Raw genomic sequence first — 25,241 nt, 5'->3', positions numbered from 1 at the left:
ATAGCTATGAGACATTTTAACTATCCACATTCATATATTTAATTTTTTTGTTTTTTAGAAAAGTATATATATTAGATTCAGCAAAAATATAAGATATAAAATCAGACCCTTTAGGGAATGGAAACATCTTACCACTCTAAACTTTTATAAAGTTTTGTTAAATTTTTCTTTCCATAAAATCAGACCCCTCGGGGGATATTTTGACTATTTTCCAAAAAAATATTTCAAACTAAAATTTAGTAAGCAATTTTAAAAAAGAGAAATTATCTACTCTTAGTAGCTATTTTTATCCCATCTTTATCAATAACTGCTACAGCACATGCAACAGGATGCTCAAATTCCTCATAATTTAAAATATATTCAGCTATTTCTTCAGCTGTCTCTCCTTCAATATCTATAACTTGGTTTTCATCTATTTTACAGGCATTATAAACTCCTAAATAATAACCTTTCCCTTCTTTTAGCTCAACTTTCTTAACTCTAATATCATCATGAGCAACATAACCCATATAGCACTCATTTTCATCTAAAATAGCCGCAATCCTTGGGGTTTTATAATCATCTTTTTCATAGTCCATAACTGCCAATACATAAGCTAACGCATCTCTCTTCCCAAAATGCAATTTTTCAGCTATGAAATCTGTATGTGAGCCATTAGATGCAACAATAACGTTATCAACAACTTTTATACAGTTGTAAGTTATATATGGGTTTTTGAAAATTTCATTTAAGTCTTTTGGGATTATAGCTACTGTGTTATCATTTATTTTTCTTGCTTCTCTATTTGGAAAGCTTCTACTTGAAACTCTATATGCAACAAATGGCTTTCCTTCTTTAGTTTTTCCAGCTACTAAGAATCTTCCAATATACATAAACTCACCTCTTTACTATAATAACATTTATAGGACAATATCTTACACGAAACTTTTAGAAAAAGTTTCATCAAAACGGGATGCATTGCCTCGCTACGCTCGGCAATGCCTCTTAGACTTATGTCTCTATTTTAATAGCATTAATCGGACAATATCTTGCACAAATTCCACAATTTGAGCATTTATTTTTATCAACTATAGCAACTCCATAGGTTTTTATTGCTTTTTTTGGGCAGAATACAACACAGTTTCCACAACCAACACATTTCTCCAATATTTTTATCCCCATTTGTAGCACCAATATTATTCTTCTATTGGGATTAATTTAGCTTCCAATTTATCTTCAATATTTAGTTTCATAATTGATTTTATAGGACATCTTGGGACTGTTGGTGAGCCAGGATTTAACAATATAATATCTCCACAATCATCTATAAATGGTGTATGGGTGTGTCCAGAGATTAATATATCCACTCCCATCTCCTTTCCCAATAGCTTTAATTTTAATCTATCTCCTCTTGGATAAACAACATCCCCATGAATAACTCCTATTTTGACATCATTTATGTTTAAAATTTCATGTCTTGGTAAATCAAGATAGTCCATATTCCCTTTAACAGCTACAACATTAGCTAAGTCTTTTAATGAGTCTAAAATTTCTTTATCAGTTATATCCCCACAGTGAATAATTAAATCCACATTGGAAAATTCATCAAAAACAGTTTTTGGTAGTTTAGTGGCTCTATCGTAGAGATGAGTATCAGAGATAACACCAATAAGCATAATCTCCCCTCATAAAATTAGAATAAATTTGAGCAAAGATACAATAATAAAATAAAAAAGAATTTAAAAAATAGTGGTGTGCATGGCTTCCTTGGGGTGGGCATGCCCTCCAGCCCTCCCTCGCCCCCAGACTCCTTCTCAGCCCCGCTTCCCCCGTGAGCGCCGACGTCCTGCCTACCGTTGCTCCCTTCCGGGCCTGGCGGGGTTCGGCAGGTAAAGGGGGTTACATCTCCCCTACAGGAGATGCTCCCCCACCGCCGAGCCCCACGGGACGAGGCATCATCGAGGAGTCTGGGAAGAGAGGGCTGGAGAACATGCCGCCCCCAAGTTTTCGGCCCCCGCATAAGGGCGATTTCGGGTTACAGGGGACGCCCAACCCCCCGGCCTAGCCATGCACACCAATTAATAATATAACTATAACTCTTTATATATAGTTTGTGGTAGTGCATTAGAAGTTCATTACTTTAATTTTTAAGTTAAATATATATAATTGAAAAATATAGAGTAAATTTGTTATAGTTTTTTGCAACTAAACCATCTAATAGTATTGGTTTATCCTTAACTTTTAGTTTGTAAGGTTATTAAGTGTAATTTAAGTGAAAATTGGGAAATAAATTTAAAATTAAATATTAAGGATGATAATTATGAAACTCGTAAAAGATGCCTTATCAAGAAGTGATACAACTAAATACTTAAAAGACGAATTTGGGGAAGCAAGAATAGTAGTAGTTGGTTGTGGTGGAGCAGGAAATAACACAATTAACAGATTAATGGAAATTGGTATTCAAGGGGCAGAAACAATAGCAATTAACACTGATAAACAACATTTACAGGTTATTCAGGCGGATAAAAAAATTTTAATCGGATCTGCACTAACAAGGGGTTTAGGTGCTGGTGGTTATCCTGAGATTGGAAGAAAAGCGGCTGAAATGGCTAAGAATATATTGGAAGAGCAGTTAAAAGGAGCAGATTTAGTATTTGTTACTGCAGGAATGGGTGGTGGAACAGGGACAGGTTCAGCTCCTGTCGTGGCTGAGATAGCTAAAGAAAATGGAGCTATAGTTGTTGGAGTTGTAACATACCCATTTAAAATTGAGAGAGCAAGAATGAAAAAGGCAGATGAAGGAATTGCAAGAATGTCAGAGGTTTGTGATACTGTAATTATTGTAGATAACAATAAACTTTTGGATTTAGTTCCAAACTTGCCTATAAATGATGCATTTAAAGTGGCTGATGAGATTATAGCTCAAGCAGTTAAGGGGATAACTGAAACCATAGCCGTTCCAAGTTTAATAAATATTGATTTTGCAGATGTTAAGGCAGTTATGAGCGGTGGAGGAGTAGCGATGATTGGTGTTGGGGAAGTTGATAGCAGCGATAGAGGAGATAGGGTTCAAAATGTTGTAAGAGAAACATTAAGCTGTCCATTATTGGATGTTGATTATAAAGGAGCTAAAGGAGCTCTAATCCATATAACAGGAGGGCCAGATTTAACATTAAAGGAAGCTAATGATATTGGAGAAGGAATTACAAAGGAATTGGACCCAGAAGCAAATGTTATATGGGGAGCGAGAATAGATCCAGAGATGGAAGGATGTATTAGAGTTATGGCAATAATTACTGGAGTTAAATCACCAAACATTGTAGGAAAAGATTCAAAATCAAACAGGATAATTCCAAAGATTTCAAAAGAACAAAGTCAAAGAAAAGAACGTAAAATAGGAGGAATTGACTTTATAGTATAATTATTTAACTTTTTGGCTTTAATTTTTATTATTAATTTTAATTTTTTAGGGGTTGTTTATGAAGGCATGTGAAAGATTGTTATTAAAAATTGAGTCACCAGAAAAATTTGTAGAAGAATTTAAAAGGATTTTACTTGAATTGGGTTTAACTTTAAAAGAATTTTCTGAAATTTCCGGAATTCCTTATAGTACCTTATACAAAGTTGTTCAAGGGAAAGATTTTAGAGTTTCAACACTTATAAAAATTTTAAAGACAATAAGGTCTTTTGAAAAAGATGAAGATATTGATACAATAGCAATTATAGCTGCAAGACCTGCTTTAAATAAAATTACAACAAGAAAAATAGAAATTAATGGAAAAAGTTATTTAATAAAGGAATATCCTGCTGGTTCTTTGGAAGAGTGTATTGTTGCCGCTGTTAGAGCTGAGAGGGAAGGAGTTAAGGGCATTGTTTGTGCTCCTATTGTTAGTGCAACAATTGAAAAAATTGTTAATGTTCCCGTAGCTGTTATTATTCCAGAGAAAGATGCGTTTATGAAGGCATTAGAGATAATTGCAAAGAAAATAAACGAATAATAAATAATGAATAATATTATTAAGATTTAACATACTGAATTATTTTCTCTAAAAGCTTATCAGCTATATTAACCTTAGAAACCTTAGATAGTCCAATCCAAGAAGGTGTTGAATTAACTTCTAAAACTTTTAGCCCATTTTCTGACTCAATTAAATCAACCCCTGCATAAAATAGACCAATAGCATTTTTTGCTTTTAAAGCTAATTTTTCAATTTCATCAGTTATTTCACATTCCTCTACTCTTCCCCCCTGAGAAACATTGTTTTTCCAATTATCTCCTCCAACTCTATACATTGCCGCAACAACCTCATCATCAATAACAAAAGCCCTTATATCTCTATACTCATTCCCCAAAGGTTTTATAAACTCTTGAATGTAGAATGTTTTATATTTCTCTTTAAATTCATTTAAGGTATTTAATTTATTAGAAATTGGGGATTCTTTTTTAATCTTAATGATTCCCTCCCCACCACATCCAAATATTGGTTTTAAAACAGCTTCACCAAATGTATCTATCCAAACTATAGCTTCATTTATACTTTCTGTAACAGCAGTTTTTGGCTGTGGAATATTGTTTAATTCAAGAAATATTGAAGTTAAGAACTTATTTGATGCTTTATCTATTCCGTCTGGAGGGTTTATAACTGGAACATATTGATTTAGATATTTTAAAACATCAAATCTAAAAAAACTATCCCAGCCAAGATTTCTAACAAAACAGCAATCTAATTCATTTAAAAATGATTTGTAATATTTTAATTTAAAATCCAAATTAAATCCTGCTACAATGTTTTTGGGGTTTATAATTTTATAATCAACCTCAAATTTTTCACAAGATTTTATTAAATCATTAATAACCTCATCTCTATCTATGGTAATTATGCCAAGCTTCACCGCTATCCCCTCACAATTTAAAGGTTTTATATAGCACTACAATAAAATTTAACTGTGCAATAGCAATTATTAAGTATTAGTTATTAGAATCTTTCTATTAAACAAACTATTTACCAATAATTATGGTTATGACAGAATAGTATTAAATTATTATGGTGATGAAATGGAGAAAAAAACATTATCACTTTGCCCCATATGTTTAAAAAGAATTCCTGCAACAATTTTAGAAGAAGATGGAAAAATTATTATCAAAAAAACTTGCCCAGAACACGGGGAATTTAAAGATATATATTGGGGGGATGCAGGGTTATACAAAAAATTTGATGACTATGGATTTATTGGAAAAGTTGAAATAACAAATACAAATGTAGAAAACGGCTGTCCATTTGATTGTGGTCTTTGCCCAATTCATAAATCTACAACTATATTGGCTAATATAGATGTAACAAATAGGTGTAATTTAAACTGCCCTATATGTTTTGCCAACGCCAATAAATCTGGAAAGGTTTATGAGCCATCTTTTGAAGAGATAAAGAAGATGATGGAAAATTTAAGAAAAGAGGTTCCACCAACACCAGCTATTCAGTTTGCAGGGGGAGAACCTACTGTTAGAAGTGATTTACCTGAATTAATAAGACTGGCAAGAGATATGGGATTTTTACACGTCCAACTTGCAACAAACGGTATAAAATTAAAGAATATAAATTATCTTAAAAAGTTAAAAGAAGCTGGATTATCAACAATCTATTTACAATTTGATGGAATTTCTGAAAAACCATATTTAACTGCGAGGGGTAAAAACCTCCTTCCTATAAAAAAGAAAGTTATTGAGAATTGTAGAGAAATCAATTTTGATAGTGTTGTTTTAGTTCCTACTTTAGTTAGGGGAGTTAATGATAATGAAATTGGAGGAATTATAAGATATGCTGCTGAGAATGTAGATGTTGTTAGAGGAGTTAATTTCCAACCAGTTTCATTTGCTGGAAGAGTTGATGAAAGAACAAGATTGGAGGGAAGAATAACAATCCCTGACTTTATAAAGTTAGTGGAAGAACAAACAGATGGGGAGATTTGTGAAGAAGATTTTTATCCTGTTCCATCAGTAGCTCCAATCTCTGTGTTAGTTGAAAAATTAACCAATGATAGAAAACCAATATTAAGTTCTCATCAACATTGTGGGGCATCAACCTATGTTTTTGTTGATGAAGATGGAAAATTAATTCCAATTACAAGATTTATAGATGTTGAGGGATTCTTTGAAATGGTTAAAGAGAATATTGATGAGATTGGAAAATCAAAAATACATGATGTTAAAGTTTTAGGAGAAATTGCCTTAAAATTACCATCTTTAATTGACTTAGATAAGGCTCCAAAATCAGTGAATATAAAAAAGATAGTTGATTTAATCTTAGGAGTTTTGAAGAGTGATTATAAAGCTTTAGCTGAACTTCACTACCATATGTTGATGATTAGTTGTATGCACTTCATGGATGCGTATAACTTCGATATCAAGAGGGCGGAGAGATGCTGTATTCACTATGCAACCCCTGATAATAGAATAATTCCATTCTGCACCTATAATACAATATATAGACAGGAAGTTGAAGAGAAATTTTCAATACCATTGGAAGAATGGAGAAAAATGCATAGAATGGGAGATGATGATTGAAAAAATTATTAAAGAAAGTAAAGATGGGGTTTTAATTGATATTGATGTTCATGCTGGTGCTAAAAAGAATGAGATTACAGGAATAAATGAGTGGAGAAAGAGATTGGCTATAAAAATAAAGGCTCCTGCAACTGAGGGTAAGGCAAATAAAGAAATAATTAAATTTTTTAAGGAAATTTTTAAAAAAGATGTTGAAATAGTTGCTGGAAAGCTAAATCCACAAAAAACTATATTAATAAAAGAAATTAAAAAAGATGAAGTTATTGAAATATTAAAAAAGCATTTATAATTTATTTTAACAGTTCTTTTAGTTTTTTATGGACATTTTTTTCAACATCTTCATATATGCTATTTCCAAAGGTATCCATTGCCACAATTAATGGGCCAAAATTATTAACTTCCAATTCCCAAACAGCTTCTGGCATTCCTAACTCTTCCAAAAAATATACATTATTAACTCTTTTTACTGAATTAGCCAATAAAGCCGCACAACCCCCAGGAGCTGCTAAATATACTGTTCCAAAATCTTTAAATGCCTTTAATAGTTCTTTTTTCATTCCACCCTTTCCAACAATTGCAGAAATGTTTGTTAATTTTATAAATTCTTCTTCAACATCATTCATCCTTGCAGATGTTGTTGGGCCTATAGAGACACAAACCCATTCTTCATTCACTTTTTTCATTATAGGCCCTGCGTGATAGATAATAGCTTCATTTAAATCAAAAGGAAGTTTTTCTTTATTTTTTATCATTTCAATAATTTTTAAATGAGCTTCATCCCTTGCAGTATATATCTTACCGTTTAAATAAACTATATCCCCAACTTTTAACTTCCTAACGTCCTTTTTTGTTAGTCTATCAAGTACATACTCCAAAATTTCCACCTCTTTACATAACTTATTTTTATATTAGACCATAATCTATTTATAATTAATTTTATTGAAAACTAAATTAAAATTTAAACATAAATTTAAACATCCTCTTTTTTGGTGGTAGCAATGATATGTATAATAATGGGTAGTGAGAGTGATTTAAAAATAGCTGAAAAGGCAGTTAATGTTTTAAAAGAGTTTGGTGTAGAGTTTGAGGTTAGAGTTGCCTCAGCCCATAGAACCCCAGAGTTGGTTGAAGAGATTGTTAAAAATTCAAAGGCAGATGTATTTATAGCTATTGCTGGATTAGCTGCCCACTTACCAGGAGTTATAGCAAGTTTAACAACAAAACCAGTTATTGCTGTCCCTGTTGATGCAAAGTTAGATGGTTTAGACGCTTTATTAAGTATAGTTCAAATGCCTCCTGGAATTCCTGTTGCAAGTGTTGGGATTGATAGAGGGGAAAACGCTGCTATATTAGCTTTAGAGATTTTAGCGTTAAAAGATGAAAATATTGCAAAAAAATTAGCTGAATATAGAGAAAAGATGAAGAAAAAAGTTTATGCATCAGATGAAAAGGTTAGAGAAATGTTTAAATTAGATTAATTAAAAAAATTTTTATAATCCAACCATTAAATTTTTATGTTATAATGTTGCTAATAGGTTGTTAATTATTATAATGGCAGAGAGGGATTTATATGCAAAGGGTGAATCCAACAAGAATGGAATTATTAAAATTAAAAAATAAAATTAAATTGGCAGAAAAAGGGCACAAATTGCTTAAGCAGAAAAGAGATGCTTTAATCATGGAGTTTTTCCAAATTATAGAGCAAGCTTCAGATTTGAGAGATAAAGTAGAGGCAAAGTTGGCTGAAGCTTACAAGGATTTGATAATGGCTCAAACAGTTATGGGGACTTTAGCTGTTAAAGAGGCATCTTTAGCAGCAAAGAATGATAAATTAGAAGTTGATATGGATACAAAGAATATTATGGGTGTCACTGTTCCTACTTTTGAAATATACAACGTTAGAAGAAAGGTTGGAGAGAGAGGTTATTCACCTTACAGCGTTAGCTCAAAGTTAGATGAAGCAGCTAAGAAATTTGAAGAAGCTTTAGAATTAATAACTGAATTGGCTGAAATAGAGACATCAATCAAACTCTTAGCTGAAGAAATTATTACAACAAAGAGAAGAGTTAACGCTTTAGAGTATGTTATAATTCCAAGATTAAAAGCTCTCAAGAAATACATCTCTATGAGATTGGATGAGATGGAAAGAGAGAATTTCTTCAGATTGAAGTTGATTAAGTCAAGAATTGAGAAAAGGGAAGCAGAGGGAGAAACAGTATAATAAAAACTTAGCAAAATAATTTTTGATGCAACTTTTTCTAAAAGTTGCAGGGGGAACTTCTTCAGATTGAAGTTGATTAAGTCAAGAATCGAAAAGAGGGAAGCAGAGGGCGAGACAGTATAAATGAATTAAAAACTAATATTACTAAAATTTATTACATAATAATTTTCTTATTTTTGGTGGTGTTTATGGTATTTAGAATACTTGGAAGGATGACTGAAATAGAGAAAGAAATTAGGGAAGAAGAGGCAAGATATGATTTAATAATTAAAAATGAAGCAAAAATTGAGCCAATAGTTGCCGATGAAGACAAAGAATTTAAGCAAGGAGATATAAAACCAATAAAAATTAAGAAGATTAAGATACCACCAATGTCAGTCCTTTTAATCTGTCCATACGGAAGACATAGGGTAGGGCAGGTTATAGCTGTTGGTGAGGAAATTCCAATGCCAATAGAAGTTGAGAGAGAAGTAGATATGGCTGCTTTTGCCTGTGGAATGAGTGGAAAGGTAAAGAAAGGAGATTTAATTGGAATGTTACTCATAGTTGCAGCTGAAAAGAGAGAATGTGAATAATTTCTGAAATAAATCTTTTTTAGTGTTTTATTTTTATTTTTATCTAATTTTAAATGTTTATTTTGGGATGCTTATGGAGCTGATTGATATACTATTAAAGAAACTAAACAAAAATGCTGTTGTTACTGAAATAGCTAAAGATAGGAACCCTTTTAAAGTTTTAATTTCAACGATAATAAGTGCAAGAACAAAGGATGAAGTAACTGAAGAAGTTTCTAAGAAGTTATTTAAAGAAGTTAGGGATGTTGATGATTTATTAAATATAGATGAAGAAAAATTAGCAAATTTAATATATCCTGCTGGGTTTTATAAAACAAAAGCTAAAAATTTAAAGAAATTGGCTAAGATTTTAAAAGAAAACTATGATGGAAAAGTTCCCGACTCTTTGGAAGAGTTGTTAAAGCTCCCAGGGGTTGGAAGGAAAACAGCTAATTTGGTTATAACCTTAGCTTTCAATAAAGATGGAATTTGTGTAGATACCCATGTCCATAGAATTTGTAATAGATGGGAAATAGTTGATACTGAAACCCCTGAAGAAACAGAGTTTGAATTAAGAAAAAAGCTTCCTAAAAAATATTGGAAAGTAATAAATAATTTATTAGTAGTTTTTGGAAGAGAGATTTGCTCTCCAAAACCAAAATGCAATAAATGTTTTGAAGAAATAAAAGAGAAATGCCCTTACTATGAAAAAATTAAACATTTTGAAAGTATTATAAAAAAGTTCAACTTTAGAAAGATATCAAAAAATAACATTCCTGATGAAAAAGGAACTTATATCTTAAAAATTAGATTGAAAGATAGCAAAAAAATAAAGTTTGGGAAAAATGATAGATTTTTTAAGAAAGGATATTATTTCTATGTAGGTTCTGCCTTTGGAAATTCAATAAATTTAAAAAATAGGATAGAGAGGCATTTAAAAGATGATAAAAAGATACACTGGCATATTGATTACCTTCTAAAATTTGGTAAAATTGAGGAAATATTTGTTACTAATGAGAGAGTTGAATGTGATGTTGCTAATGAATTTATAAAAAAATTTGATTTTATTGAAAACTTTGGATGTTCTGACTGTAAATGTAAGAGTCATTTATTCTATTTAAAACCGTAAAGTTCTCTAAATTTACTTGAATCTTTCCTTTCCACCAATATTTTTAATTATATTTAAGAATTCTTTTTCGATATTCTTTAATTCTTCTTTGCTATATCCATAAATTCTAAATGTAATACTCTTGTATCCATTTTCAATTTTATCTCCTTCATAAATGTCAATTATTTCAATGTCAAACATTTTTTTCAATAAATTTAAAATAACTTCTTCATTAACATCTTTTTTAAATAAAACAGACACATCTATATACTTCCTCTCTAAGTGTTTCTTTTTTAGCTCATTTAGCTCATCTCCAGAAAATACCTCAACCTTCAAAATATTAAACTTCTGCTCTTTACCATTTTTATCCAATATTAAATAATCATCTTCGATATCCTTTAAAACCCCAAAATGGATAATATTTGAGTTTATATTTTTTACAGCTATTTCTTTACCTATGAGTTTGTTCAGCTTTTCTATTTCGGAAGTTAGGGCAAAGATAGCTTTATCTGAGTAATGAACTCCTCTTTTTGCTTCACTACCAAAGTGTTTTGCAGCTTCTTTCATTATCTTAACAAAACCCTCTCTATCTTTATTTTTAACAATTTCACTAATTTCTTTACATTGATTTATAAAAGTTTCATGAATTTCCTTTATCCTTGGATTGAACATTTGGATGTCAGCATATAGATAAGGATTCTGCCCTATAATCCTTCCAATAATAGAAATCATCAACTCGTATATTGGGGAAGCAAACTTCCTCGATTCTTTTATATCAACATTAAGTTCTTTCAATGTAGCTCCTAAAGAAATAAATGCAAAGTGTGTTAAACCTTGAACAATTCCCATAATTTTATCATGTTTTTCTGCATCTATAACAATAACTTTAGCCCCCTCTTTCTTTAAAAAATTATAAACTTTCTTAAACCATTCACTTTTTTTATGCTTTTCAGAAGGTGTTAAGATAACAACTTGCCTCAACAAAGAAGGTGTTGAAGGCCCAAACATTGGGTGGGTGGGGATGACTGTAACCCCCTCTTTAACATTCTCCTCCATAGCTCTTGTAGGAATTTCTTTAATTGATGTTATATCCATTAACAAACAACCCTCTCTAACATGAGGAGCTATCTCTCTAATAACTCTCTCTGTAACATTTATTGGAACTGCTACAATAACTATATCACCTTTTTTAGCGGCTTCAATATTGTTGTTAGTAAATTCAACCCCTAACTCTTTTTCAACACTTTTTCCTTTTTCTATATCTCTTCCAGTAACTATCACATTAAATCCCTTATTTTTTAAATATCTCGCAAACCATTTTCCTAAACCATCAGTCCCTCCAATAATTGAGATTGTTAAGTTCGTATTTTTCATGATATTCCCCCTTATAGGATTTGTAGTATATATTTTGATGAAATCGAAGAGTTAGCTTCGAGCTACAAAACTCGAAGAGTTTTGTTCAACAGAAAGCTCTGCTTTCTGGCTACAAATCCGTTAGGATTTGTTCAACTTTCTTAAGGTTTCATTGTTAGGTTTTTATTTTCTATATATTTCACCTAAATAAGATTTAATAAAATGTAATTAACTAAAATTCCTAATATAGTTCCAGCGATAACTTGAGAAAATGTATGTTTCCTTAAATAGATTCTTGCATAGCCAGTAATAATCATCAATGTCAGATATAAAGTAGATAGCCAAATACTGTTTGTGAAAATATATATGAGGTAAGTTATAGCTGATAGCCCATAGTTATGCAAACTATAGTGTCTTTCAAAATTAATAAAATTTATTAAGGAAGGTTTGAACGCTTTCCTTTGGGAAGGCGTTCATTTATACCTTGATTATCCCAAGATGTTTTGAAAGACACTATAATCTTCCAAAATTTTGTGATTATTAAAATTATCGAAACATTAACTAAAAAAATTATTATAAACTGACTTTTCCAAAATATTGTTAGTATTGATAAATAAACTAAAGTAAAAATTAAGGGAATTAATCTATTTTCTCTATTTGGTATATCCCATGTTTCCCCTTTTATTTTTGCCCAAGATATACAAAAAACACAAGGGACAAAAAATGCTAAAGATAATAGTAGTATATCAAATTTTGAGACAATTAGAAATCCAACGTATAAAAATAATAAATACATCAAAGAAAGTATTTGAAAAATCTCTTTTATATTCAAGGTTCTCACCAAAACATCACAAATAGCATGTATCCAATTAAAGGAGGTCCAACAATTGCCCAAATTATTGGATTCCATTTTAGAACTTTTTCTCCATCAAATGGTGAAATTGGAAGCATGTTAAAGCCAGCTAAGAATAAGTTTATGTGAAATCCATATTTCCCTATCCAGTATAACAAAGAACTTGGTTTAAAGATTAAAGTTAATATTAAAAATATAAATGCCAAAGCAACATTTGTTAGAGGTCCAGCTAAGGCGATTTTTCCATTTTCTTCATAAGTTAAGTAGTCTTTGTAAATATACACTGCTCCAGGGGCTATGAATGTAACTCCTAAAAAAATCTTTAAGATTAAAGCTAATGCTAAACCTTCATACCATGCCTTAAATTCACTCCATGCTCCAAACTTCCTTGCCACTGTTCTATGCATTAATTCATGAAATATAAAACCACTACCAACGGCTATTAAACTAATAATAAAAATAACTATTGAAAAATTTGGATAAGAAAAAATAAATGCTATTGCCAATACTGATACTATTAAATCAATTATCTCTCTCTGTGAAAATCTAAACATACTCATTTTTTTCACCATCTAATCTTATAAATTTATTAGTAATATTTTACGTCCATCCTATCATACAATAATTTTCCAAATATTAATCCAGTTATAAGCCCAGCTAAGTGTGTTATGTGTGCAATTCCTGTTTTTAAAGAATATGGTAGTAAAATTAAATCTATAAGTGCAAATATAGCCACTGCCACTCTTATACTAACTGGAATTGGTAATGGAAAGACGACAACTTTTAAATGTGGTGATAGAATAGCTAAAGCTCCCATTATTCCAAATATCGCTCCAGAAGCTCCAACTGATGGATTGTAATCTCCAGTGAGATAGGCATAGGCAATATAAGCCAAATTTCCTATAATTCCTGATATTAAAAAGATAATAAGATATTTTTTTGAGCCAACCATATTTTCTAAGTATGTTCCAAATATAAATAATACGAACATATTCACCAATAAATGAGTTATATCTGCGTGCATAAACATGCTTGTAATTATCTGCCAAGGCATATTGGTAAAGAGATTTGGCCATAATGCAAAATAGTAATATAGTTGTGGCATAAAAACACTAATAATAAACATAGCTATGCAAATCCCTACTATTAAAATGTTAATCATTTTTACCCCTCCCCCAAAGTTTCAAAGTTTTAATGATTTTTATTTTGTTAAATACATATTATTAATTAATTATTGGTTATAAAAAGGTGATTGAATGGAACTTAATATAACTGGCTTTATTCCCAAACACATGGAAAATAGAGGAAAACTAACTTTAAAAGAAAATTTAAAAATTATTGAAAATATTTTAGAGCAGAGAAAAGTTCCTGAAAATGGAATTGATGAAGAACATATAAAGCTTTTATTAAGAATTTTATCCTTTATGGATACAGATAAAGACCCAAATGTTGTGCAAATTGGTGAGAGAGAGGCGAGAGTTTATACTAAACTGCAAAGAGAAGGAGTTTTTGATTTCTGTCATGGTGTTGGAAGGAGTGGAAATTTAATAGACCCTCAACCAAAAGCACCTGGAGCAAGTGTAATGTATAAACTAACTAATAAATTGTTAGAGAGCTTTTTAAAAACTTTAGGATTGAAAGTTAAAGCGATAGCAACACCTGTAGCTACTGGGATGAGCTTAGCTTTATGTTTATCAGCTGCAAGGAAAAAATATAATTCAAATGTTGTTATCTACCCATATGCAGCTCACAAAAGTCCTATAAAGGCAACTTCATTTATTGGCATGAGGATGAGGTTGGTTGAGACAGTTTTAGATGGAGATATTGTTAAAGTTAATGTCGGGGATGTTGAAGATGCTATAAGAAAAGAAATTAATGAAAACAACAACCCAGTTGTTTTAAGCACTCTAACTTTTTTCCCACCAAGGAAGAGTGATGATGTTGAGGAAATAGCAAAGATATGCCAAGAATATAATATTCCTCATATAATAAATGGAGCTTATGCTATCCAAAACTTCTACTATATTGAGAAGCTGAAAAAAGCTCTAAAATACAGAATTGATGCAGTAGTTAGCTCATCAGATAAAAATCTATTTACACCAATTGGTGGAGGGATTATATATACAAAGGATGAGAGTTTTTTAAAAGAGATTTCATTAACATATCCTGGAAGGGCATCAGCAAATCCAATTGTTAATATCCTAATATCTCTCTTAGCAATTGGAACTAAAAACTATCTGAATTTAATGAAGGAACAGAAAGAATGTAAAAAGCTATTGGATGAATTATTAGAAGATTTGGCAAAGAAAAAAGATGAAAGGGTTTTAAATGTTGAAAACCCTATATCTTCATGCATAACAACAAAAAAAGACCCATTGGATGTTGCTGGTAAGTTATATAATTTAAGGGTTACAGGGCCAAGAGGAGTTAGAAGGAATGATAAATTTGGAACTTGCTATTTAAAAGGGTATCCTTATGATTACATAGTTGTAAATTCAGCTATTGGAGTTAAAAAGGATGACATCTACAAAGTTATTGAAAAATTGGATGAAGTTTTATAAACAGGGATAATTATGGAGTTAAAAAATAAAAAGCTTAGTTTGTGGGAAGCTGTGTCTATGGCTATTGGTGTAATGATTGGAGCAAGCATATTTTCTATATTTGGGGTGGGAGCAAAAATAGCCGGAAAAAATCTTCCAGAAACATTTATATTGTCTGGAATTTATGCACTTTTAGTTGCGTACTCTTATTCAAAACTTGGGTCAAAGATAGTTTCAGATGCAGGACCTATTGCGTTTATTCATAAAGCTATTGGAGATTGTGTAATAACTGGAGCTTTAAGTATTTTGCTTTGGATGAGTTATGTTATATCAATTGCTTTATTTGCAAAAGGATTTGCGGGCTACTTTTTACCTTTAATAAATGCTTCAACAAATACGTTTAATATAGCTATAACTGAAATAGCCATAGTTGCATTTTTCACTGCCCTAAATTTCTTTGGTTCTAAGGCTGTGGGAAGAGCCGAATTTTTCATTGTTTTAATTAAACTCTTGATATTGGGAATTTTTATATTTGTTGGATTGATGACTCTCCATATTTCATACATAATTCCAAGCACATCTCCATCCGCAATAAGTGGAATGATTTTTGCATCAGCTATCTTTTTCTTATCCTATATGGGTTTTGGAGTTATAACCAACGCTTCAGAACATATTGAAAACCCTGAGAAGAATGTTCCAAGGGCGATATTTATAAGCATATTGATTGTTATGTTTATATATGTTGGAGTTGCCATTTCAGCAATAGGAAATCTGCCAATAGATGAGTTAATTAAAGCCAGTGAAAATGCTTTAGCAGTGGCGGCAAAACCATTTTTAGGAAACTTAGGATTTTTATTAATATCCATTGGAGCTTTATTTTCAATTTCATCAGCAATGAATGCTACAATATATGGAGGGGCTAATGTTGCCTATTCATTAGCAAAAGATGGAGAGCTTCCAAAATTCTTTGAAAGAAAGGTATGGTTTAAATCTACAGAGGGGCTTTATATAACTTCAACCCTCGGAGTGTTGTTTGCATTACTCTTTAATATGGAGGGTGTAGCATCAATAACAAGTGCTATATTTATGGTGATATATCTCTTTGTTATCCTCTCTCATTATATCCTTATTGATGAAGTTGGAGGAAAGAAGGAAATTGTAATCTTTAGCTTTATTGTTGTATTGGGAGTTTTTCTACTTTTATTATATTACCAATGGGAAACCCATAGATTTGTGTTTTATGGAATAATAGTAACATTTATTGGAGTGTTAATATTTGAGATTATTTATAGGCAGGTAACAAAAAGAGTATTCAACATAGTCAAAAACTAAAACTAAATAATTAATCTAATAATCTTAAAAATCTGTAGGAGGTCGTGCTGTATCGTGGTCATCTTCATTGAGCAAAGCCCTCTCCCACGACTCGCCCAGACCTCCTTTAATGTCCCCCCAACTTCGAACCCGCTATCATCGCAACTCTTTGGATATGCTCCATTTGGGTCGGTTCGTTGGGGGATAATTATATATTTCTATGCGGTTATATAAAAGTTAGCACAACAAAATTATGAAGGTGAGAGAGTGAGATACGTAGTAGGGCACAAAAACCCAGATACTGACAGTATTTGCTCAGCCATTGTTTTAGCTTACTTCTTAGATTGCTACCCAGCAAGATTGGGAGATATAAATCCAGAAACAGAGTTTGTTTTAAGAAAATTTGGAGTTATGGAGCCAGAATTAATAACATCAGCCAAAGGTAAAGAAATAATTTTAGTTGACCATTCAGAAAAGAGCCAAAGCTTTGATGACTTAGATGAAGGGAAGTTAATAGCTATTATAGACCACCACAAGGTTGGTTTAACAACAACTGAGCCAATACTCTTTTATTCAAAGCCAGTTGGTTCAACAGCAACAGTTATTGCTGAGCTCTACTTTAAAGATGCCATTGATTTGATTGGTGGTAAGAAGAAAAAATTGGGAGCAGATTTAGCTGGTTTATTGTTGAGTGCAATAATATCAGATACTGTTTTATTCAAATCACCAACAACAACTGACTTAGATAAAGAGATGGCTAAAAAATTAGCTGAAATAGCTGGAATAAGCAATATAGAAGAATTTGGTATGGAAATTTTAAAGGCAAAGTCAATTGTTGGTAAGTTGAAACCAGAAGAAATTATTAATATGGACTTTAAGAACTTTGATTTCAATGGAAAAAAGGTTGGAATTGGGCAGGTTGAGGTTATAGATGTTAGTGAGGTTGAGAGTAAAAAAGAAGATATTTACAAATTATTAGAGGAGAAGTTGAAGAATGAGGGCTATGATTTAATCGTCTTTTTAATAACTGATATTATGAAGGAGGGTAGTGAAGCATTAGTTGTAGGTAACAAGGAGATGTTTGAAAAGGCATTTAATGTTAAAGTTGAAGGAAACAGTGTATTCTTAGAAGGAGTTATGTCAAGAAAGAAACAGGTTGTTCCACCATTGGAGAAGGCTTATAATGGCTAAATTAATTTTTATTTTTTTGTGATACTATGGAAATTGATATTATGTCAAGTAAAGAACTTCTTAAAGAGCTTGGTGAAGATTTTAAGAAAGATGTTTAAGAAACTGACTTAAAGGTTTATGAAAAAGGCTATAAAAAGATGAAAGAGAAAGAATGGGAGAGATTAGGGATGATTTATGCACTATTCCATAATAAAACCAAAGTGTAAAAAAGAAATTATTGAGATAGATAAAGGTTCGTTAAAAACAAAGAGGAAGTTTGCATTTTTGTTAGAAATAGGGGATAAAATCTTAGACAATAAAGAATTTTGGGCTAATGATGAGGTTGAAGTTGTGGTTGATTACTATTTTACGGATTCAAAGAGACCTAAAGAGAAAATAGAGGTTTATATAATAGAGGATATAGAGAGGGATTAATATGGATTTAGAAGGAAAATGCTGTTTAATTCACGCAATTGGTGGAATTATTTTTGGTTATTTGGCAAATTATGTATACACTGCTGGGTTAGGGATGTTTAGTGGAATCTCTACCTTAATATTTTTATTTATTGGGGCTGTGATTTTTGGGCATATTTTTGCTAAAGCATTTGGAGAAGAAAGTTTGACTCAAAAACAATGGTTAGGTTGTGGAGTTTTACCATTTTTCTTAGTGGCAATAGTAGTTTGGGTGTTAAAGTTTAATGGGTTGGTTTAAATGAAATAATGAAAATTGAAAATTATTTATGTTGTTAGAGGTGAAAATATGGTTTTAAAAATGGATAGGTCAAATGAATTATTTGAAGAAGCAAAAAAATATTTGGTAGGAGGAGTTAATAGTCCAGTTAGATACTTTAAGCCATATCCATTTTTTGTTGAAAAAGCTAAAGATTGCTATTTATTTGATGTTGATGGAAACTGCTATATAGATTATTGCTTAGCTTATGGTCCAATGGTTTTAGGTCATGCAAACGAAAAGATAATTGAGGCTGTAAAAGAGCAACTTGAATTGGGAAGTGCTTATGGATGTCCAACAGAGAAAGAGATTATATTAGCTAAAGAGGTTGTTAAAAGAGTTCCATGTGCTGAAATGGTTAGATTTGTTAATTCTGGAACAGAGGCTACAATGTCAGCAATAAGATTAGCAAGAGGGGTTACTGGAAGAAAGAAGATTATTAAGTTTGATGGAGCTTATCATGGAGCTCATGATTATGTTTTAGTTAAAAGTGGTAGCGGAGCTCTAACTCATGGACATCCAAACTCTCCAGGAATTCCAGAAGAGACAACAAAAAATACTATCTTAATTCCGTTTAATGATGAAGATGCTGTAAAAAAAGCAATAAATGAAAATAAAGATGAAATTGCCTGTATTATAGTCGAGCCAGTTATGGGTAATGTCGGATGTATCTTACCAAAAGATGGTTATTTGGAGTTTTTGAGAGAGATAACTGAGGAAAATGGGATTTTGTTGATATTTGATGAAGTTATAACTGGATTTAGATTAGCTAAGGGAGGGGCACAAGAATACTTTGGAGTAGTTCCAGATATTGCTACCTTAGGAAAGATATTAGGAGGAGGATTTCCAATTGGTGCTATTGTGGGGAGGAGAGAGATTATGGAGCAATTCTCTCCATTAGGAGCTATATATCAAGCAGGAACATTCAACGGAAATCCAATATCAATAACTGCTGGAATTGCAACACTTGAACAATTGGATGATAGGTTTTATAAAGAAACAGCAAGAACAGCTAAGATATTGGCAGATACTTTAAGAGAGTTGGCTGATAAGTATAACATTCCAGCTAAAGTTTATAATATTGCTTCAATGTTTCAAATCTACTTCAATGATAAAGAAGTTGTGAATTATGAAATTGCTAAGCAGAGTGATGTTGAGAGATTTATGAAATACTTCTGGGGATTGTTGGAGAGAGGGGTTTTTGTTCCTCCTTCACAGTTTGAATGTTGCTTTACATCAATAAAGCATGATGATGAAGTTATTGATAAGACGATTAATGCAATGGAAGAAGTGTTTAAATCTTTAGAGTAATTTTTAGCTTATTTTTATAATCTTCTCTTAATGAAGGGATTCAAATGCTACTAAAGAAAAATAAAATAGAAATTATAGAGCAATTTATTTATATTTTGGAGATTTTAGGTATGTATGCAAAAGAAGGAAGTGATGAAAAGGCAATTATAAGGTTAATGCTAAATTACCTTGAAAAAGGAGATATTTTAGATGAAGATATCCTACCAATAGCAAGCAAAATTTCAGAAATAGCTAAAAAAGTTGGTAGCTTTGACATGAAAAGAGAAATAAACCTTTTACTATTTGGGGAAAAGAAAAGATTAACAAAGTCTCAAAAAAATAAAATAAAGAAGATTATTGAGATTTTGGAGTATTTGAAAGGATACATAGAGAAAAAACCGTATAAATCTTATGAAGATAGACACGTTTTAAACTTAATAGGTTTAAAAATTTTAAGGTTAGATGAGGGGATTGTTTTAGATTATAACTCCGAGGTTAGGAGCTTAACTAATATGGCTTTAAGAGTGGGAAGTTATGAGTTAAAAAATGAGATTGAGCTATTATTAACTGGAAGAAGAAGGAGAAAATTAACTGAAGAATTTATACAGAAGAGATTATCAATTATAGAGATTTTAGAAATGGTTAAAGACTTTATAGATAAAAAAGAATTTAAATCATCTTTTGATTATGAAGCCCTCTTCTTAATAAATTTAAAGATTCATAGAATTGAAGAAGGAATTTTAAAAAATTTTGATGAGGAGGTTGAATCAATTTTAAGTATTGCCAGAAAAGTAGGAAATCATAAATTGAGAGAGCAGATTGTTTTATTAAAAGAAAGCATAAAGAACTAAAATTAATTTTAGAATTAAAATTTATTCTTTATCTTTTAGTTTTTCGGCAATTAGTTCAGCACAAAGCTTCCCTGATAAATACATTCCGCCAAATATTGCCCCCATTCTATAACCACCATAGGCTGCGTTAGCAGCCATTCCACAAACAAATAGATTTGGATAAACTTCTCTTGTATTTCTTAATAATGCATTCTCTCCTTTCTCAGCCCACATTGATTTCTCTCCAGGAACATCTGCCTCTAACTTATTCTTTTTAACAAGAATGTTTAGCACAGATGCATCGTGTCCTGTGGCATCAACAACAACTTTACTTTTTATAGTTAATGGGTCAATGTGTAATCCAGCTTTTTCAATTGCATAGCTGTTTATAACAACTCCTGCAACTCCATCTTCCCTCATAATCAAATCTTCAACAACAATTCCAGTCAATATTTTAGCTCCAGCATCTATTGCTGCAACAGCCAATTTAGCAGGAACTTCAACAGAATCTGCAACGTAATAGCCATCTCCAGCATCAATTAGCTTAACTCCAACCTCTCTCAATATCTCATCTGCTGGCTCTTCAACAACAATATGTGGGAAGCCCATTCCTCCTCCCCAGGTTCCTCCACCAAATGCTAAATGTCTCTCCAAGACAACTACTTTAAACCCTTCCTTAGCTAAGTATCTTGCACATGTTAAACCACTCGGCCCAGCTCCAGCTATGGCAACGTCAACCTCAAGAACATCCATCCACATATCAAAGCTTGCCTTTAATATAGCTTTAGCTGTTTTAACTTCATCTGCATTTAACTTTATATCTTTTATATTCATTAAACCACCCTTTTCAAAACTTTGGATACATAGCTTTCTATTTTTTCATTTATATTTTCTCTAAGCTCTTCAACTCTTCTAATATTTTCTTTACTTATATTTATCTCTTCCTCTATGTATGGAGTTTTTTCTAAAACTTTCTTTCCAGATAAAGCATCTATATCTGTAAATGTTCCTAAAAGTTCTCTACCTGTAGCTAAAATCTCTTTCTCTATCCAATGAGCTTCTTTTGTTCCAAATACTGAGAATAGTGGGAATTTGGTTATAACATTAGAGCCACTCATAATTAATGGACTTATCATTGGAATTTTATCAACCCAAACACCTGTAATAATCTTAATCTTTGGGAAATTCAACCTAACAGAAGAAACCCAATTCATATACTCTATTGTAGTTACTGATGGCTTATTTTCAAATATCGTCCCTTTCTGTGGATTTAAAGAGTAAAAAGTAATTCTATCCAAATCTAATTCTTCAATTAAATTTAATAATTTCTCAATGTCTTCTTCTTTTTCTCCCAATCCTAATATTATTGTTATCCCTGTCTTTAAACCCAATTCTTTAGCTTTTAATAGATTTTCTTTTATCTTATCCAATGGCTTCCCTGGGCAGATTTCATCCCTATCTTTGCTAACTGTCTCAACAGCCCCTACAACTCCTTCAATTACATCTAAGTTAATGTTGTCTAAATCAACAACTCCAACATTCAAATACTGCTTACATTTTTGAACATAAGCTACCATTTCAGCAATATCATTTATTTCTTTAGGTGTATAGCCATAACCACCAGATATAAACTCTAATTTCCATCCTATCCTTTTCATTAAAATTGCCTCAGCTAAAACACTTTCCAATCTTCTTCTTGCCTTTCTTGGGTCTCTTATCTTATCTTTTTGTGTAGCCATGTAGCAAAATTTGCATGGCTGTTTTAGATTACAGTACCAACCTAAAAAAAGAGCCCTCTCAAAGGTAACTGTATTTCCAAAATATTTTGTTGTTAGTTTAAATGCCTTTCTTGCATTCTCTAATATTTCTTCAACTTTCATTTTCTCTCTCCTTCTCTATATATTTCTCAATAACTTTTGGAGAGACTCTTGTTTGAATTCCTAATCTCTCTAAGATTATATTGTTTAAAATAGCTTTAAGTATTTCTTTTCCTTCCTTTGATTCAGTAATTTCATTTAATTTTCTTGTAGTTGCAGGTGATTTTAATTTTTTCAACACCTCTGCTATCTCTTCTTCTGTAATTCTTCCTTTCTTCTTCTGATATATTTCATCTGCAATCTCATATAACTTATTCATATCAAATGGTAAATATTCTGGGATTTTATTTAAAACTGTCTCATCTATAGATGCCAATAATCTTGCTATCTCAATATCTTCAGTATTTTCATCTATTTTTAATTTTTTCACTACAAACCATTTTTTATGCTTAGCGATAAATTCAATCCTATCTTCCATAATACCACCAAAATAAAATTTTAAAATTAAATAGGGCCAAAAATAAAAATTATAAAAATAAAAAATAGGTAAAAAAAGAATTTAAGCTGTAACTAATTTCTTTAAGACAGGGTCTGTTACATCTTCTGGACTTATTTCTTCAATATTTAAGATTTTTATTTTTGACCTCTTAACTTTGTATCTTCCCCCAAATTCAGAGTATAGTATCTCTAAAGCATGCTCTGGCTTTAAAGCTTTGTATTCCTTTCTAAATAACATTGGCTCTCCTTTTTTTAATATTTGCCCTGTTATTCTAAATATCTTAGCCAAATTACCACCTCCTCATATCAACTTTATCAATAAAAGAGTTTAGGTAGTTTATTCTTTACAAATCTTATAAATGTTTTGTGCTACACCTATCCATCTTAAGTAAGAGTAGATGGATGCCTTTAATATAGAAATATCTTCAGCTTTAACATTTATCTTTATTACATTTTTATTTATTTCCATTGTAGCAGAGGATTTTATTTGAGAAGTTAAATGTTCTAAAAATATAGATTTATAAATAACTCCTGCCTCTTCCTCATTATCAAACTCTAATATTAGTTCAAAAGAATTCATAAAAATCCCTTATTTATCATAAAGGCTGTCAAATAGCTTAATAGATTTTACTCTAATTAAAGGACCTATCTTAACCCTTCCCTTATAAAATTGGATAGCAAATAGATATTTTGAATCTTTTTCTAATCTTAATGTTATCTCGCTATCTTCATCAATATTTAAATGTTGGAACAAAAATTCATCATAGATTTCATAGTGTTTTTGGAACTCTTCATTATCTTTAAGCTCTTTACTAATCTTTATTCTTATTCCATCATCATTATATATTTTCTCTCCACAAATCTCTCTCTGTAACTTAACAGAAATGAAGCTTGACAACCTTCTCTCATTTTCAACATCATAAACAACTAAAGTTCCAGGGTTGGCTTTAAATTCACCAATTAAAAGAACATGCTTATCCATTTCAAAAATCTCCTTTAATGAAAGCTTCCCTCTCTGAACATAAGGCAAATTTAAAGTTCTCTCTAAATCTCTAACAAAACTTCTTGTTCTTTGAGAAGGTTTTCTTGAGGTTGTGAGTATCATTTTACCTCGCCTTTACATGTTTAACTACTTTTGGTCTAAGTTTAACTAATATTTTATAACTGCAGTAAGGACATCTTGCTCTATTTCCTAACTCTTCAAATTTTATAATTTTTTTACAGTTTAAACACTTATATTCAACCATAATTTATCCCCAAAATAATTTTGGTATTTTAAAAGAAAAAATTAGATATAAAGTTTTGATAAATTATTCTTCTTTTCTCTCAACGATTCTTCTAATTGCTTTCATAACAGCTTTACCTGCCCCAGTTTCTGGTGTGTAAGCTCCTCCAGCTATCTTAGCCCCACACTTTCCACAAACCCATATTGATGTTGAAGCTCTCTTTAATTTTGGAAATCCACAAACAGGGCATTTATATTTCTTTTTTGCTTTAATTTCAACATCTCTAACTCTAACTCTAATTTTTAAACCATATCTTGGTCCGAATCTTCCTGTTGGTCCTACTTTCTTTGTGTGGCTGAACATACTCTCTCACCTCATCTTTAATTTCTATAAATTATTCACTATACTTCTTAACAACTTTTGTTTGAACATTTCCTTTGGTTATTTTGTTTAAATGAGCATAGAACTCTGCTTCAATACCACTTGGTATTTCAATTAATACAATTAAAGAACCATCTGGCTGCCATTCTTCCTGCTTAACAGCTCCAAATTGGTATAAAGCATTATATGCCTTAGAAGCAAATTCTGCTGGGATTTTAACAGCAATGTCTCTCTTTTCAAACCTAATAGGAAGAACTTTTTTAAGCTTTTTAACAATTTCAGGAACTTGTTCTTCGGCACTTTTGTAAATGTCAATATTAATTCTTAATTCTTCCATTGCTTTTTCAATTCTATGTGGTGGATGTGGTGTATCTGTTTGGGGATTTATGGTGTTTCTACTAATTATGGTTATAATTTGCCTTTTCTTTTGTTCTCTAATTTCTTCTCTCTGCTTAGCAGTTAATTGAACTTGACCTTTTAATATAATTTTTTTAGCAATTTCTTTAACATCTGTTGTTCCAAAGACCTTTGATAAAAGCTCTTCAGGGGCTTTTTCCCCTTTATTTGCATCTCTAAACACTACTTCAACAGCTAAAAGGTCATCTATATCTACATTTTGACCTTCTTTAAGCTTAGCTGCTAAATATGGGTCAACTAAAATTTCAAATTTTTCGCCATGTGAATTATATCTTGCAATTACTGCCTCTTCTAAGGACACCATAATATCCCTCCCCACATTATATAAATGTTTCGGCTAAAGGGTTTTGAATTTATAAAAATTACTTTAGTGAGTAATAATGAGCAAGATACTCTAAATA

Annotated in this window: 34 protein-coding genes and 1 other RNA gene; 15 read left to right on the top strand and 20 right to left on the bottom strand. The window is 31.2% G+C overall.

Going from position 1 to position 25,241, the window contains the following annotated elements; genetic code table 11:
- Positions 1-263 precede the first annotated feature (263 nt).
- The 4 genes from purO to ffs form a co-directional block, all read right to left on the bottom strand.
- Positions 264-872: an IMP cyclohydrolase gene (gene purO, locus JH146_RS04325; protein ID WP_048201847.1), complete on the bottom strand. Its 609-nt coding sequence runs from the start codon at positions 870-872 to the stop codon at positions 264-266.
- Between the two features lie 118 nt (positions 873-990).
- A complete protein-coding gene (locus JH146_RS04320; RefSeq protein ID WP_173400818.1) occupies positions 991-1,161 on the bottom strand; it encodes a 4Fe-4S binding protein in 171 nt (56 codons plus the stop codon).
- A 14-nt stretch (positions 1,162-1,175) separates the two neighbouring features.
- Positions 1,176-1,655 (bottom strand): metallophosphoesterase, encoded by a 480-nt coding sequence (locus JH146_RS04315; RefSeq protein ID WP_048201846.1) that lies wholly within the window; start codon positions 1,653-1,655, stop codon positions 1,176-1,178.
- Positions 1,656-1,734: 79 nt separating this feature from the next.
- Positions 1,735-2,051, bottom strand: an RNA gene (gene ffs / locus JH146_RS08585) — signal recognition particle sRNA.
- Positions 2,052-2,299: 248 nt separating this feature from the next.
- On the opposite strand from ffs, the gene ftsZ reads away from it, so the two are divergent.
- Both ftsZ and JH146_RS04305 read left to right on the top strand, forming a co-directional pair.
- Positions 2,300-3,400 carry a cell division protein FtsZ gene (gene ftsZ / locus JH146_RS04310; protein ID WP_048201845.1) on the top strand — a complete coding sequence of 367 codons (1,101 nt, stop codon included), beginning with the start codon at positions 2,300-2,302 and terminating at the stop codon, positions 3,398-3,400.
- A 58-nt stretch (positions 3,401-3,458) separates the two neighbouring features.
- Positions 3,459-3,977 (top strand): helix-turn-helix domain-containing protein, encoded by a 519-nt coding sequence (locus JH146_RS04305; protein WP_012980623.1) that lies wholly within the window; start codon positions 3,459-3,461, stop codon positions 3,975-3,977.
- Positions 3,978-3,996: 19 nt separating this feature from the next.
- Here the strand turns inward: JH146_RS04305 and mptN are convergent, their stop codons facing one another.
- Positions 3,997-4,872, bottom strand: a complete 876-nt coding sequence (mptN, locus tag JH146_RS04300; RefSeq protein WP_048201844.1) for a tetrahydromethanopterin:alpha-L-glutamate ligase — start codon at positions 4,870-4,872, stop codon at positions 3,997-3,999.
- A gap of 163 nt (positions 4,873-5,035) precedes the next feature.
- Here mptN and tes point away from each other — a divergent pair, with 163 nt between their 5' ends.
- Together tes and JH146_RS04290 are read left to right on the top strand one after the other, a co-directional pair.
- On the top strand, positions 5,036-6,541 hold the full coding sequence (gene tes, locus JH146_RS04295) for a tetraether lipid synthase Tes (RefSeq protein ID WP_048201843.1): 1,506 nt from the start codon (positions 5,036-5,038) through the stop codon (positions 6,539-6,541).
- The gene (locus tag JH146_RS04290; protein ID WP_048201842.1) at positions 6,534-6,830 is read left to right on the top strand and encodes a DUF167 domain-containing protein; all 297 of its coding nucleotides are present in this window, start codon (positions 6,534-6,536) and stop codon (positions 6,828-6,830) included. Before tes ends, JH146_RS04290 begins: the two co-directional genes overlap by 8 nt.
- A 1-nt stretch (position 6,831) precedes the next feature.
- On the opposite strand, the gene JH146_RS04285 is transcribed toward JH146_RS04290, so the two are convergent.
- Positions 6,832-7,416 carry a FumA C-terminus/TtdB family hydratase beta subunit gene (locus JH146_RS04285; protein WP_048201841.1) on the bottom strand — a complete coding sequence of 195 codons (585 nt, stop codon included), beginning with the start codon at positions 7,414-7,416 and terminating at the stop codon, positions 6,832-6,834.
- A 123-nt stretch (positions 7,417-7,539) separates the two neighbouring features.
- On the opposite strand from JH146_RS04285, the gene purE reads away from it, so the two are divergent.
- From purE to JH146_RS04265, 4 genes are all read left to right on the top strand, one after another.
- The gene (gene purE / locus JH146_RS04280; protein WP_048201840.1) at positions 7,540-8,019 is read left to right on the top strand and encodes a 5-(carboxyamino)imidazole ribonucleotide mutase; all 480 of its coding nucleotides are present in this window, start codon (positions 7,540-7,542) and stop codon (positions 8,017-8,019) included.
- 92 nt (positions 8,020-8,111) lie between these two features.
- Positions 8,112-8,762: a V-type ATP synthase subunit D gene (locus JH146_RS04275; protein WP_048201839.1), complete on the top strand. Its 651-nt coding sequence runs from the start codon at positions 8,112-8,114 to the stop codon at positions 8,760-8,762.
- 188 nt (positions 8,763-8,950) lie between these two features.
- Positions 8,951-9,337, top strand: coding sequence for a DUF22 domain-containing protein (locus JH146_RS04270; protein WP_048201838.1), 387 nt, complete (start codon positions 8,951-8,953; stop codon positions 9,335-9,337).
- A gap of 73 nt (positions 9,338-9,410) precedes the next feature.
- The gene (locus JH146_RS04265; RefSeq protein ID WP_048201837.1) at positions 9,411-10,445 is read left to right on the top strand and encodes a DUF123 domain-containing protein; all 1,035 of its coding nucleotides are present in this window, start codon (positions 9,411-9,413) and stop codon (positions 10,443-10,445) included.
- Between the two features lie 12 nt (positions 10,446-10,457).
- Here the strand turns inward: JH146_RS04265 and JH146_RS04260 are convergent, their stop codons facing one another.
- The 5 genes from JH146_RS04260 to JH146_RS04245 all read right to left on the bottom strand — a co-directional run bounded on the left by JH146_RS04260 (position 10,458) and on the right by JH146_RS04245 (position 13,792).
- Positions 10,458-11,798 carry a prephenate dehydrogenase gene (locus JH146_RS04260; RefSeq protein WP_048201836.1) on the bottom strand — a complete coding sequence of 447 codons (1,341 nt, stop codon included), beginning with the start codon at positions 11,796-11,798 and terminating at the stop codon, positions 10,458-10,460.
- A 182-nt stretch (positions 11,799-11,980) separates the two neighbouring features.
- Positions 11,981-12,181: a phosphatase PAP2 family protein gene (locus tag JH146_RS08580; protein ID WP_236953646.1), complete on the bottom strand. Its 201-nt coding sequence runs from the start codon at positions 12,179-12,181 to the stop codon at positions 11,981-11,983.
- A 32-nt stretch (positions 12,182-12,213) separates the two neighbouring features.
- Complete coding sequence (locus tag JH146_RS04255) at positions 12,214-12,609, bottom strand: hypothetical protein (RefSeq protein ID WP_236953645.1); 396 nt, start codon at positions 12,607-12,609, stop codon at positions 12,214-12,216.
- Between the two features lie 5 nt (positions 12,610-12,614).
- The gene (locus JH146_RS04250; protein ID WP_173400817.1) at positions 12,615-13,190 is read right to left on the bottom strand and encodes a site-2 protease family protein; all 576 of its coding nucleotides are present in this window, start codon (positions 13,188-13,190) and stop codon (positions 12,615-12,617) included.
- 29 nt (positions 13,191-13,219) lie between these two features.
- Positions 13,220-13,792, bottom strand: a complete 573-nt coding sequence (locus tag JH146_RS04245; protein ID WP_048201835.1) for a rhomboid family intramembrane serine protease — start codon at positions 13,790-13,792, stop codon at positions 13,220-13,222.
- Between the two features lie 94 nt (positions 13,793-13,886).
- On the opposite strand from JH146_RS04245, the gene spcS reads away from it, so the two are divergent.
- The 7 genes from spcS (at position 13,887) to JH146_RS04210 (ending at position 20,522) form a co-directional block, all read left to right on the top strand.
- The gene (spcS, locus tag JH146_RS04240; protein ID WP_048201834.1) at positions 13,887-15,191 is read left to right on the top strand and encodes an O-phosphoseryl-tRNA(Sec) selenium transferase; all 1,305 of its coding nucleotides are present in this window, start codon (positions 13,887-13,889) and stop codon (positions 15,189-15,191) included.
- 12 nt (positions 15,192-15,203) lie between these two features.
- Complete coding sequence (locus JH146_RS04235; protein ID WP_048201833.1) at positions 15,204-16,502, top strand: APC family permease; 1,299 nt, start codon at positions 15,204-15,206, stop codon at positions 16,500-16,502.
- A 246-nt stretch (positions 16,503-16,748) separates the two neighbouring features.
- On the top strand, positions 16,749-17,672 hold the full coding sequence (locus JH146_RS04230) for a manganese-dependent inorganic pyrophosphatase (protein WP_048201832.1): 924 nt from the start codon (positions 16,749-16,751) through the stop codon (positions 17,670-17,672).
- A gap of 174 nt (positions 17,673-17,846) precedes the next feature.
- Positions 17,847-18,086, top strand: coding sequence for a hypothetical protein (locus JH146_RS04225; protein ID WP_048201831.1), 240 nt, complete (start codon positions 17,847-17,849; stop codon positions 18,084-18,086).
- A 1-nt stretch (position 18,087) separates the two neighbouring features.
- Positions 18,088-18,363, top strand: coding sequence for an EMC6-like membrane protein (locus tag JH146_RS04220; protein WP_048201830.1), 276 nt, complete (start codon positions 18,088-18,090; stop codon positions 18,361-18,363).
- Between the two features lie 48 nt (positions 18,364-18,411).
- The gene (gene hemL, locus JH146_RS04215; RefSeq protein WP_048201829.1) at positions 18,412-19,692 is read left to right on the top strand and encodes a glutamate-1-semialdehyde 2,1-aminomutase; all 1,281 of its coding nucleotides are present in this window, start codon (positions 18,412-18,414) and stop codon (positions 19,690-19,692) included.
- Positions 19,693-19,736: 44 nt separating this feature from the next.
- Entirely contained in the window at positions 19,737-20,522 is a 786-nt protein-coding gene (locus JH146_RS04210) for a hypothetical protein (protein ID WP_048201828.1), read from the top strand.
- A gap of 21 nt (positions 20,523-20,543) precedes the next feature.
- Here the strand turns inward: JH146_RS04210 and JH146_RS04205 are convergent, their stop codons facing one another.
- The 9 genes from JH146_RS04205 to JH146_RS04165 all read right to left on the bottom strand — a co-directional run bounded on the left by JH146_RS04205 (position 20,544) and on the right by JH146_RS04165 (position 25,144).
- On the bottom strand, positions 20,544-21,335 hold the full coding sequence (locus JH146_RS04205) for a sulfide-dependent adenosine diphosphate thiazole synthase (protein WP_048201827.1): 792 nt from the start codon (positions 21,333-21,335) through the stop codon (positions 20,544-20,546).
- Positions 21,335-22,381, bottom strand: coding sequence for a radical SAM protein (locus JH146_RS04200; RefSeq protein WP_048201826.1), 1,047 nt, complete (start codon positions 22,379-22,381; stop codon positions 21,335-21,337). Before JH146_RS04200 ends, JH146_RS04205 begins: the two co-directional genes overlap by 1 nt.
- On the bottom strand, positions 22,371-22,796 hold the full coding sequence (locus JH146_RS04195) for a DUF2666 domain-containing protein (protein WP_048201825.1): 426 nt from the start codon (positions 22,794-22,796) through the stop codon (positions 22,371-22,373). Before JH146_RS04195 ends, JH146_RS04200 begins: the two co-directional genes overlap by 11 nt.
- 81 nt (positions 22,797-22,877) lie before the next feature.
- Positions 22,878-23,105: a 50S ribosomal protein L18Ae gene (rpl18a, locus tag JH146_RS04190; RefSeq protein ID WP_081874467.1), complete on the bottom strand. Its 228-nt coding sequence runs from the start codon at positions 23,103-23,105 to the stop codon at positions 22,878-22,880.
- A gap of 48 nt (positions 23,106-23,153) precedes the next feature.
- The gene (locus JH146_RS04185) at positions 23,154-23,396 is read right to left on the bottom strand and encodes a KEOPS complex subunit Pcc1 (protein ID WP_048201824.1); all 243 of its coding nucleotides are present in this window, start codon (positions 23,394-23,396) and stop codon (positions 23,154-23,156) included.
- 9 nt (positions 23,397-23,405) lie between these two features.
- Positions 23,406-23,921 (bottom strand): rRNA maturation protein, encoded by a 516-nt coding sequence (locus JH146_RS04180; RefSeq protein WP_048201823.1) that lies wholly within the window; start codon positions 23,919-23,921, stop codon positions 23,406-23,408.
- A 1-nt stretch (position 23,922) separates the two neighbouring features.
- The gene (locus JH146_RS04175) at positions 23,923-24,063 is read right to left on the bottom strand and encodes a DNA-directed RNA polymerase subunit P (protein ID WP_015791919.1); all 141 of its coding nucleotides are present in this window, start codon (positions 24,061-24,063) and stop codon (positions 23,923-23,925) included.
- A gap of 63 nt (positions 24,064-24,126) precedes the next feature.
- Positions 24,127-24,405, bottom strand: a complete 279-nt coding sequence (rpl37A, locus tag JH146_RS04170) for a 50S ribosomal protein L37Ae (RefSeq protein ID WP_010870097.1) — start codon at positions 24,403-24,405, stop codon at positions 24,127-24,129.
- A gap of 31 nt (positions 24,406-24,436) precedes the next feature.
- The gene (locus JH146_RS04165) at positions 24,437-25,144 is read right to left on the bottom strand and encodes a ribosome assembly factor SBDS (protein ID WP_048201822.1); all 708 of its coding nucleotides are present in this window, start codon (positions 25,142-25,144) and stop codon (positions 24,437-24,439) included.
- Positions 25,145-25,241: the final 97 nt, after the last annotated feature.

Source organism: Methanocaldococcus bathoardescens, assembly GCF_000739065.1.
GTDB lineage: Archaea > AGJL01 > Methanococci > Methanococcales > Methanocaldococcaceae > Methanocaldococcus > Methanocaldococcus bathoardescens.
The sequence above is the reverse complement of the archived record's forward strand: the minus strand, read 5'-3'. Positions and strand labels throughout refer to the sequence as shown.

What these genes read in the sequence shown, in the direction of transcription:
- purO (WP_048201847.1), bottom strand. Translation starts at nt 872, where the DNA reads ATGTATATTGGAAGATTCTTAGTAGCTGGAAAAACTAAAGAAGGAAAG.
- JH146_RS04320 (WP_173400818.1), bottom strand. Translation starts at nt 1,161, where the DNA reads ATGGGGATAAAAATATTGGAGAAATGTGTTGGTTGTGGAAACTGTGTT.
- JH146_RS04315 (WP_048201846.1), bottom strand. Translation starts at nt 1,655, where the DNA reads ATGCTTATTGGTGTTATCTCTGATACTCATCTCTACGATAGAGCCACT.
- ftsZ (WP_048201845.1), top strand. Translation starts at nt 2,300, where the DNA reads ATGAAACTCGTAAAAGATGCCTTATCAAGAAGTGATACAACTAAATAC.
- JH146_RS04305 (WP_012980623.1), top strand. Translation starts at nt 3,459, where the DNA reads ATGAAGGCATGTGAAAGATTGTTATTAAAAATTGAGTCACCAGAAAAA.
- tes (WP_048201843.1), top strand. Translation starts at nt 5,036, where the DNA reads ATGGAGAAAAAAACATTATCACTTTGCCCCATATGTTTAAAAAGAATT.
- JH146_RS04290 (WP_048201842.1), top strand. Translation starts at nt 6,534, where the DNA reads ATGATTGAAAAAATTATTAAAGAAAGTAAAGATGGGGTTTTAATTGAT.
- purE (WP_048201840.1), top strand. Translation starts at nt 7,540, where the DNA reads ATGATATGTATAATAATGGGTAGTGAGAGTGATTTAAAAATAGCTGAA.
- JH146_RS04275 (WP_048201839.1), top strand. Translation starts at nt 8,112, where the DNA reads ATGCAAAGGGTGAATCCAACAAGAATGGAATTATTAAAATTAAAAAAT.
- JH146_RS04270 (WP_048201838.1), top strand. Translation starts at nt 8,951, where the DNA reads ATGGTATTTAGAATACTTGGAAGGATGACTGAAATAGAGAAAGAAATT.
- JH146_RS04265 (WP_048201837.1), top strand. Translation starts at nt 9,411, where the DNA reads ATGGAGCTGATTGATATACTATTAAAGAAACTAAACAAAAATGCTGTT.
- JH146_RS04260 (WP_048201836.1), bottom strand. Translation starts at nt 11,798, where the DNA reads ATGAAAAATACGAACTTAACAATCTCAATTATTGGAGGGACTGATGGT.
- JH146_RS04250 (WP_173400817.1), bottom strand. Translation starts at nt 13,190, where the DNA reads ATGAGTATGTTTAGATTTTCACAGAGAGAGATAATTGATTTAATAGTA.
- JH146_RS04245 (WP_048201835.1), bottom strand. Translation starts at nt 13,792, where the DNA reads ATGATTAACATTTTAATAGTAGGGATTTGCATAGCTATGTTTATTATT.
- spcS (WP_048201834.1), top strand. Translation starts at nt 13,887, where the DNA reads ATGGAACTTAATATAACTGGCTTTATTCCCAAACACATGGAAAATAGA.
- JH146_RS04235 (WP_048201833.1), top strand. Translation starts at nt 15,204, where the DNA reads ATGGAGTTAAAAAATAAAAAGCTTAGTTTGTGGGAAGCTGTGTCTATG.
- JH146_RS04225 (WP_048201831.1), top strand. Translation starts at nt 17,847, where the DNA reads ATGCACTATTCCATAATAAAACCAAAGTGTAAAAAAGAAATTATTGAG.
- JH146_RS04220 (WP_048201830.1), top strand. Translation starts at nt 18,088, where the DNA reads ATGGATTTAGAAGGAAAATGCTGTTTAATTCACGCAATTGGTGGAATT.
- hemL (WP_048201829.1), top strand. Translation starts at nt 18,412, where the DNA reads ATGGTTTTAAAAATGGATAGGTCAAATGAATTATTTGAAGAAGCAAAA.
- JH146_RS04210 (WP_048201828.1), top strand. Translation starts at nt 19,737, where the DNA reads ATGCTACTAAAGAAAAATAAAATAGAAATTATAGAGCAATTTATTTAT.
- JH146_RS04205 (WP_048201827.1), bottom strand. Translation starts at nt 21,335, where the DNA reads ATGAATATAAAAGATATAAAGTTAAATGCAGATGAAGTTAAAACAGCT.
- JH146_RS04200 (WP_048201826.1), bottom strand. Translation starts at nt 22,381, where the DNA reads ATGAAAGTTGAAGAAATATTAGAGAATGCAAGAAAGGCATTTAAACTA.
- JH146_RS04195 (WP_048201825.1), bottom strand. Translation starts at nt 22,796, where the DNA reads ATGGAAGATAGGATTGAATTTATCGCTAAGCATAAAAAATGGTTTGTA.
- JH146_RS04185 (WP_048201824.1), bottom strand. Translation starts at nt 23,396, where the DNA reads ATGAATTCTTTTGAACTAATATTAGAGTTTGATAATGAGGAAGAGGCA.
- JH146_RS04180 (WP_048201823.1), bottom strand. Translation starts at nt 23,921, where the DNA reads ATGATACTCACAACCTCAAGAAAACCTTCTCAAAGAACAAGAAGTTTT.
- JH146_RS04175 (WP_015791919.1), bottom strand. Translation starts at nt 24,063, where the DNA reads ATGGTTGAATATAAGTGTTTAAACTGTAAAAAAATTATAAAATTTGAA.
- rpl37A (WP_010870097.1), bottom strand. Translation starts at nt 24,405, where the DNA reads ATGTTCAGCCACACAAAGAAAGTAGGACCAACAGGAAGATTCGGACCA.
- JH146_RS04165 (WP_048201822.1), bottom strand. Translation starts at nt 25,144, where the DNA reads ATGGTGTCCTTAGAAGAGGCAGTAATTGCAAGATATAATTCACATGGC.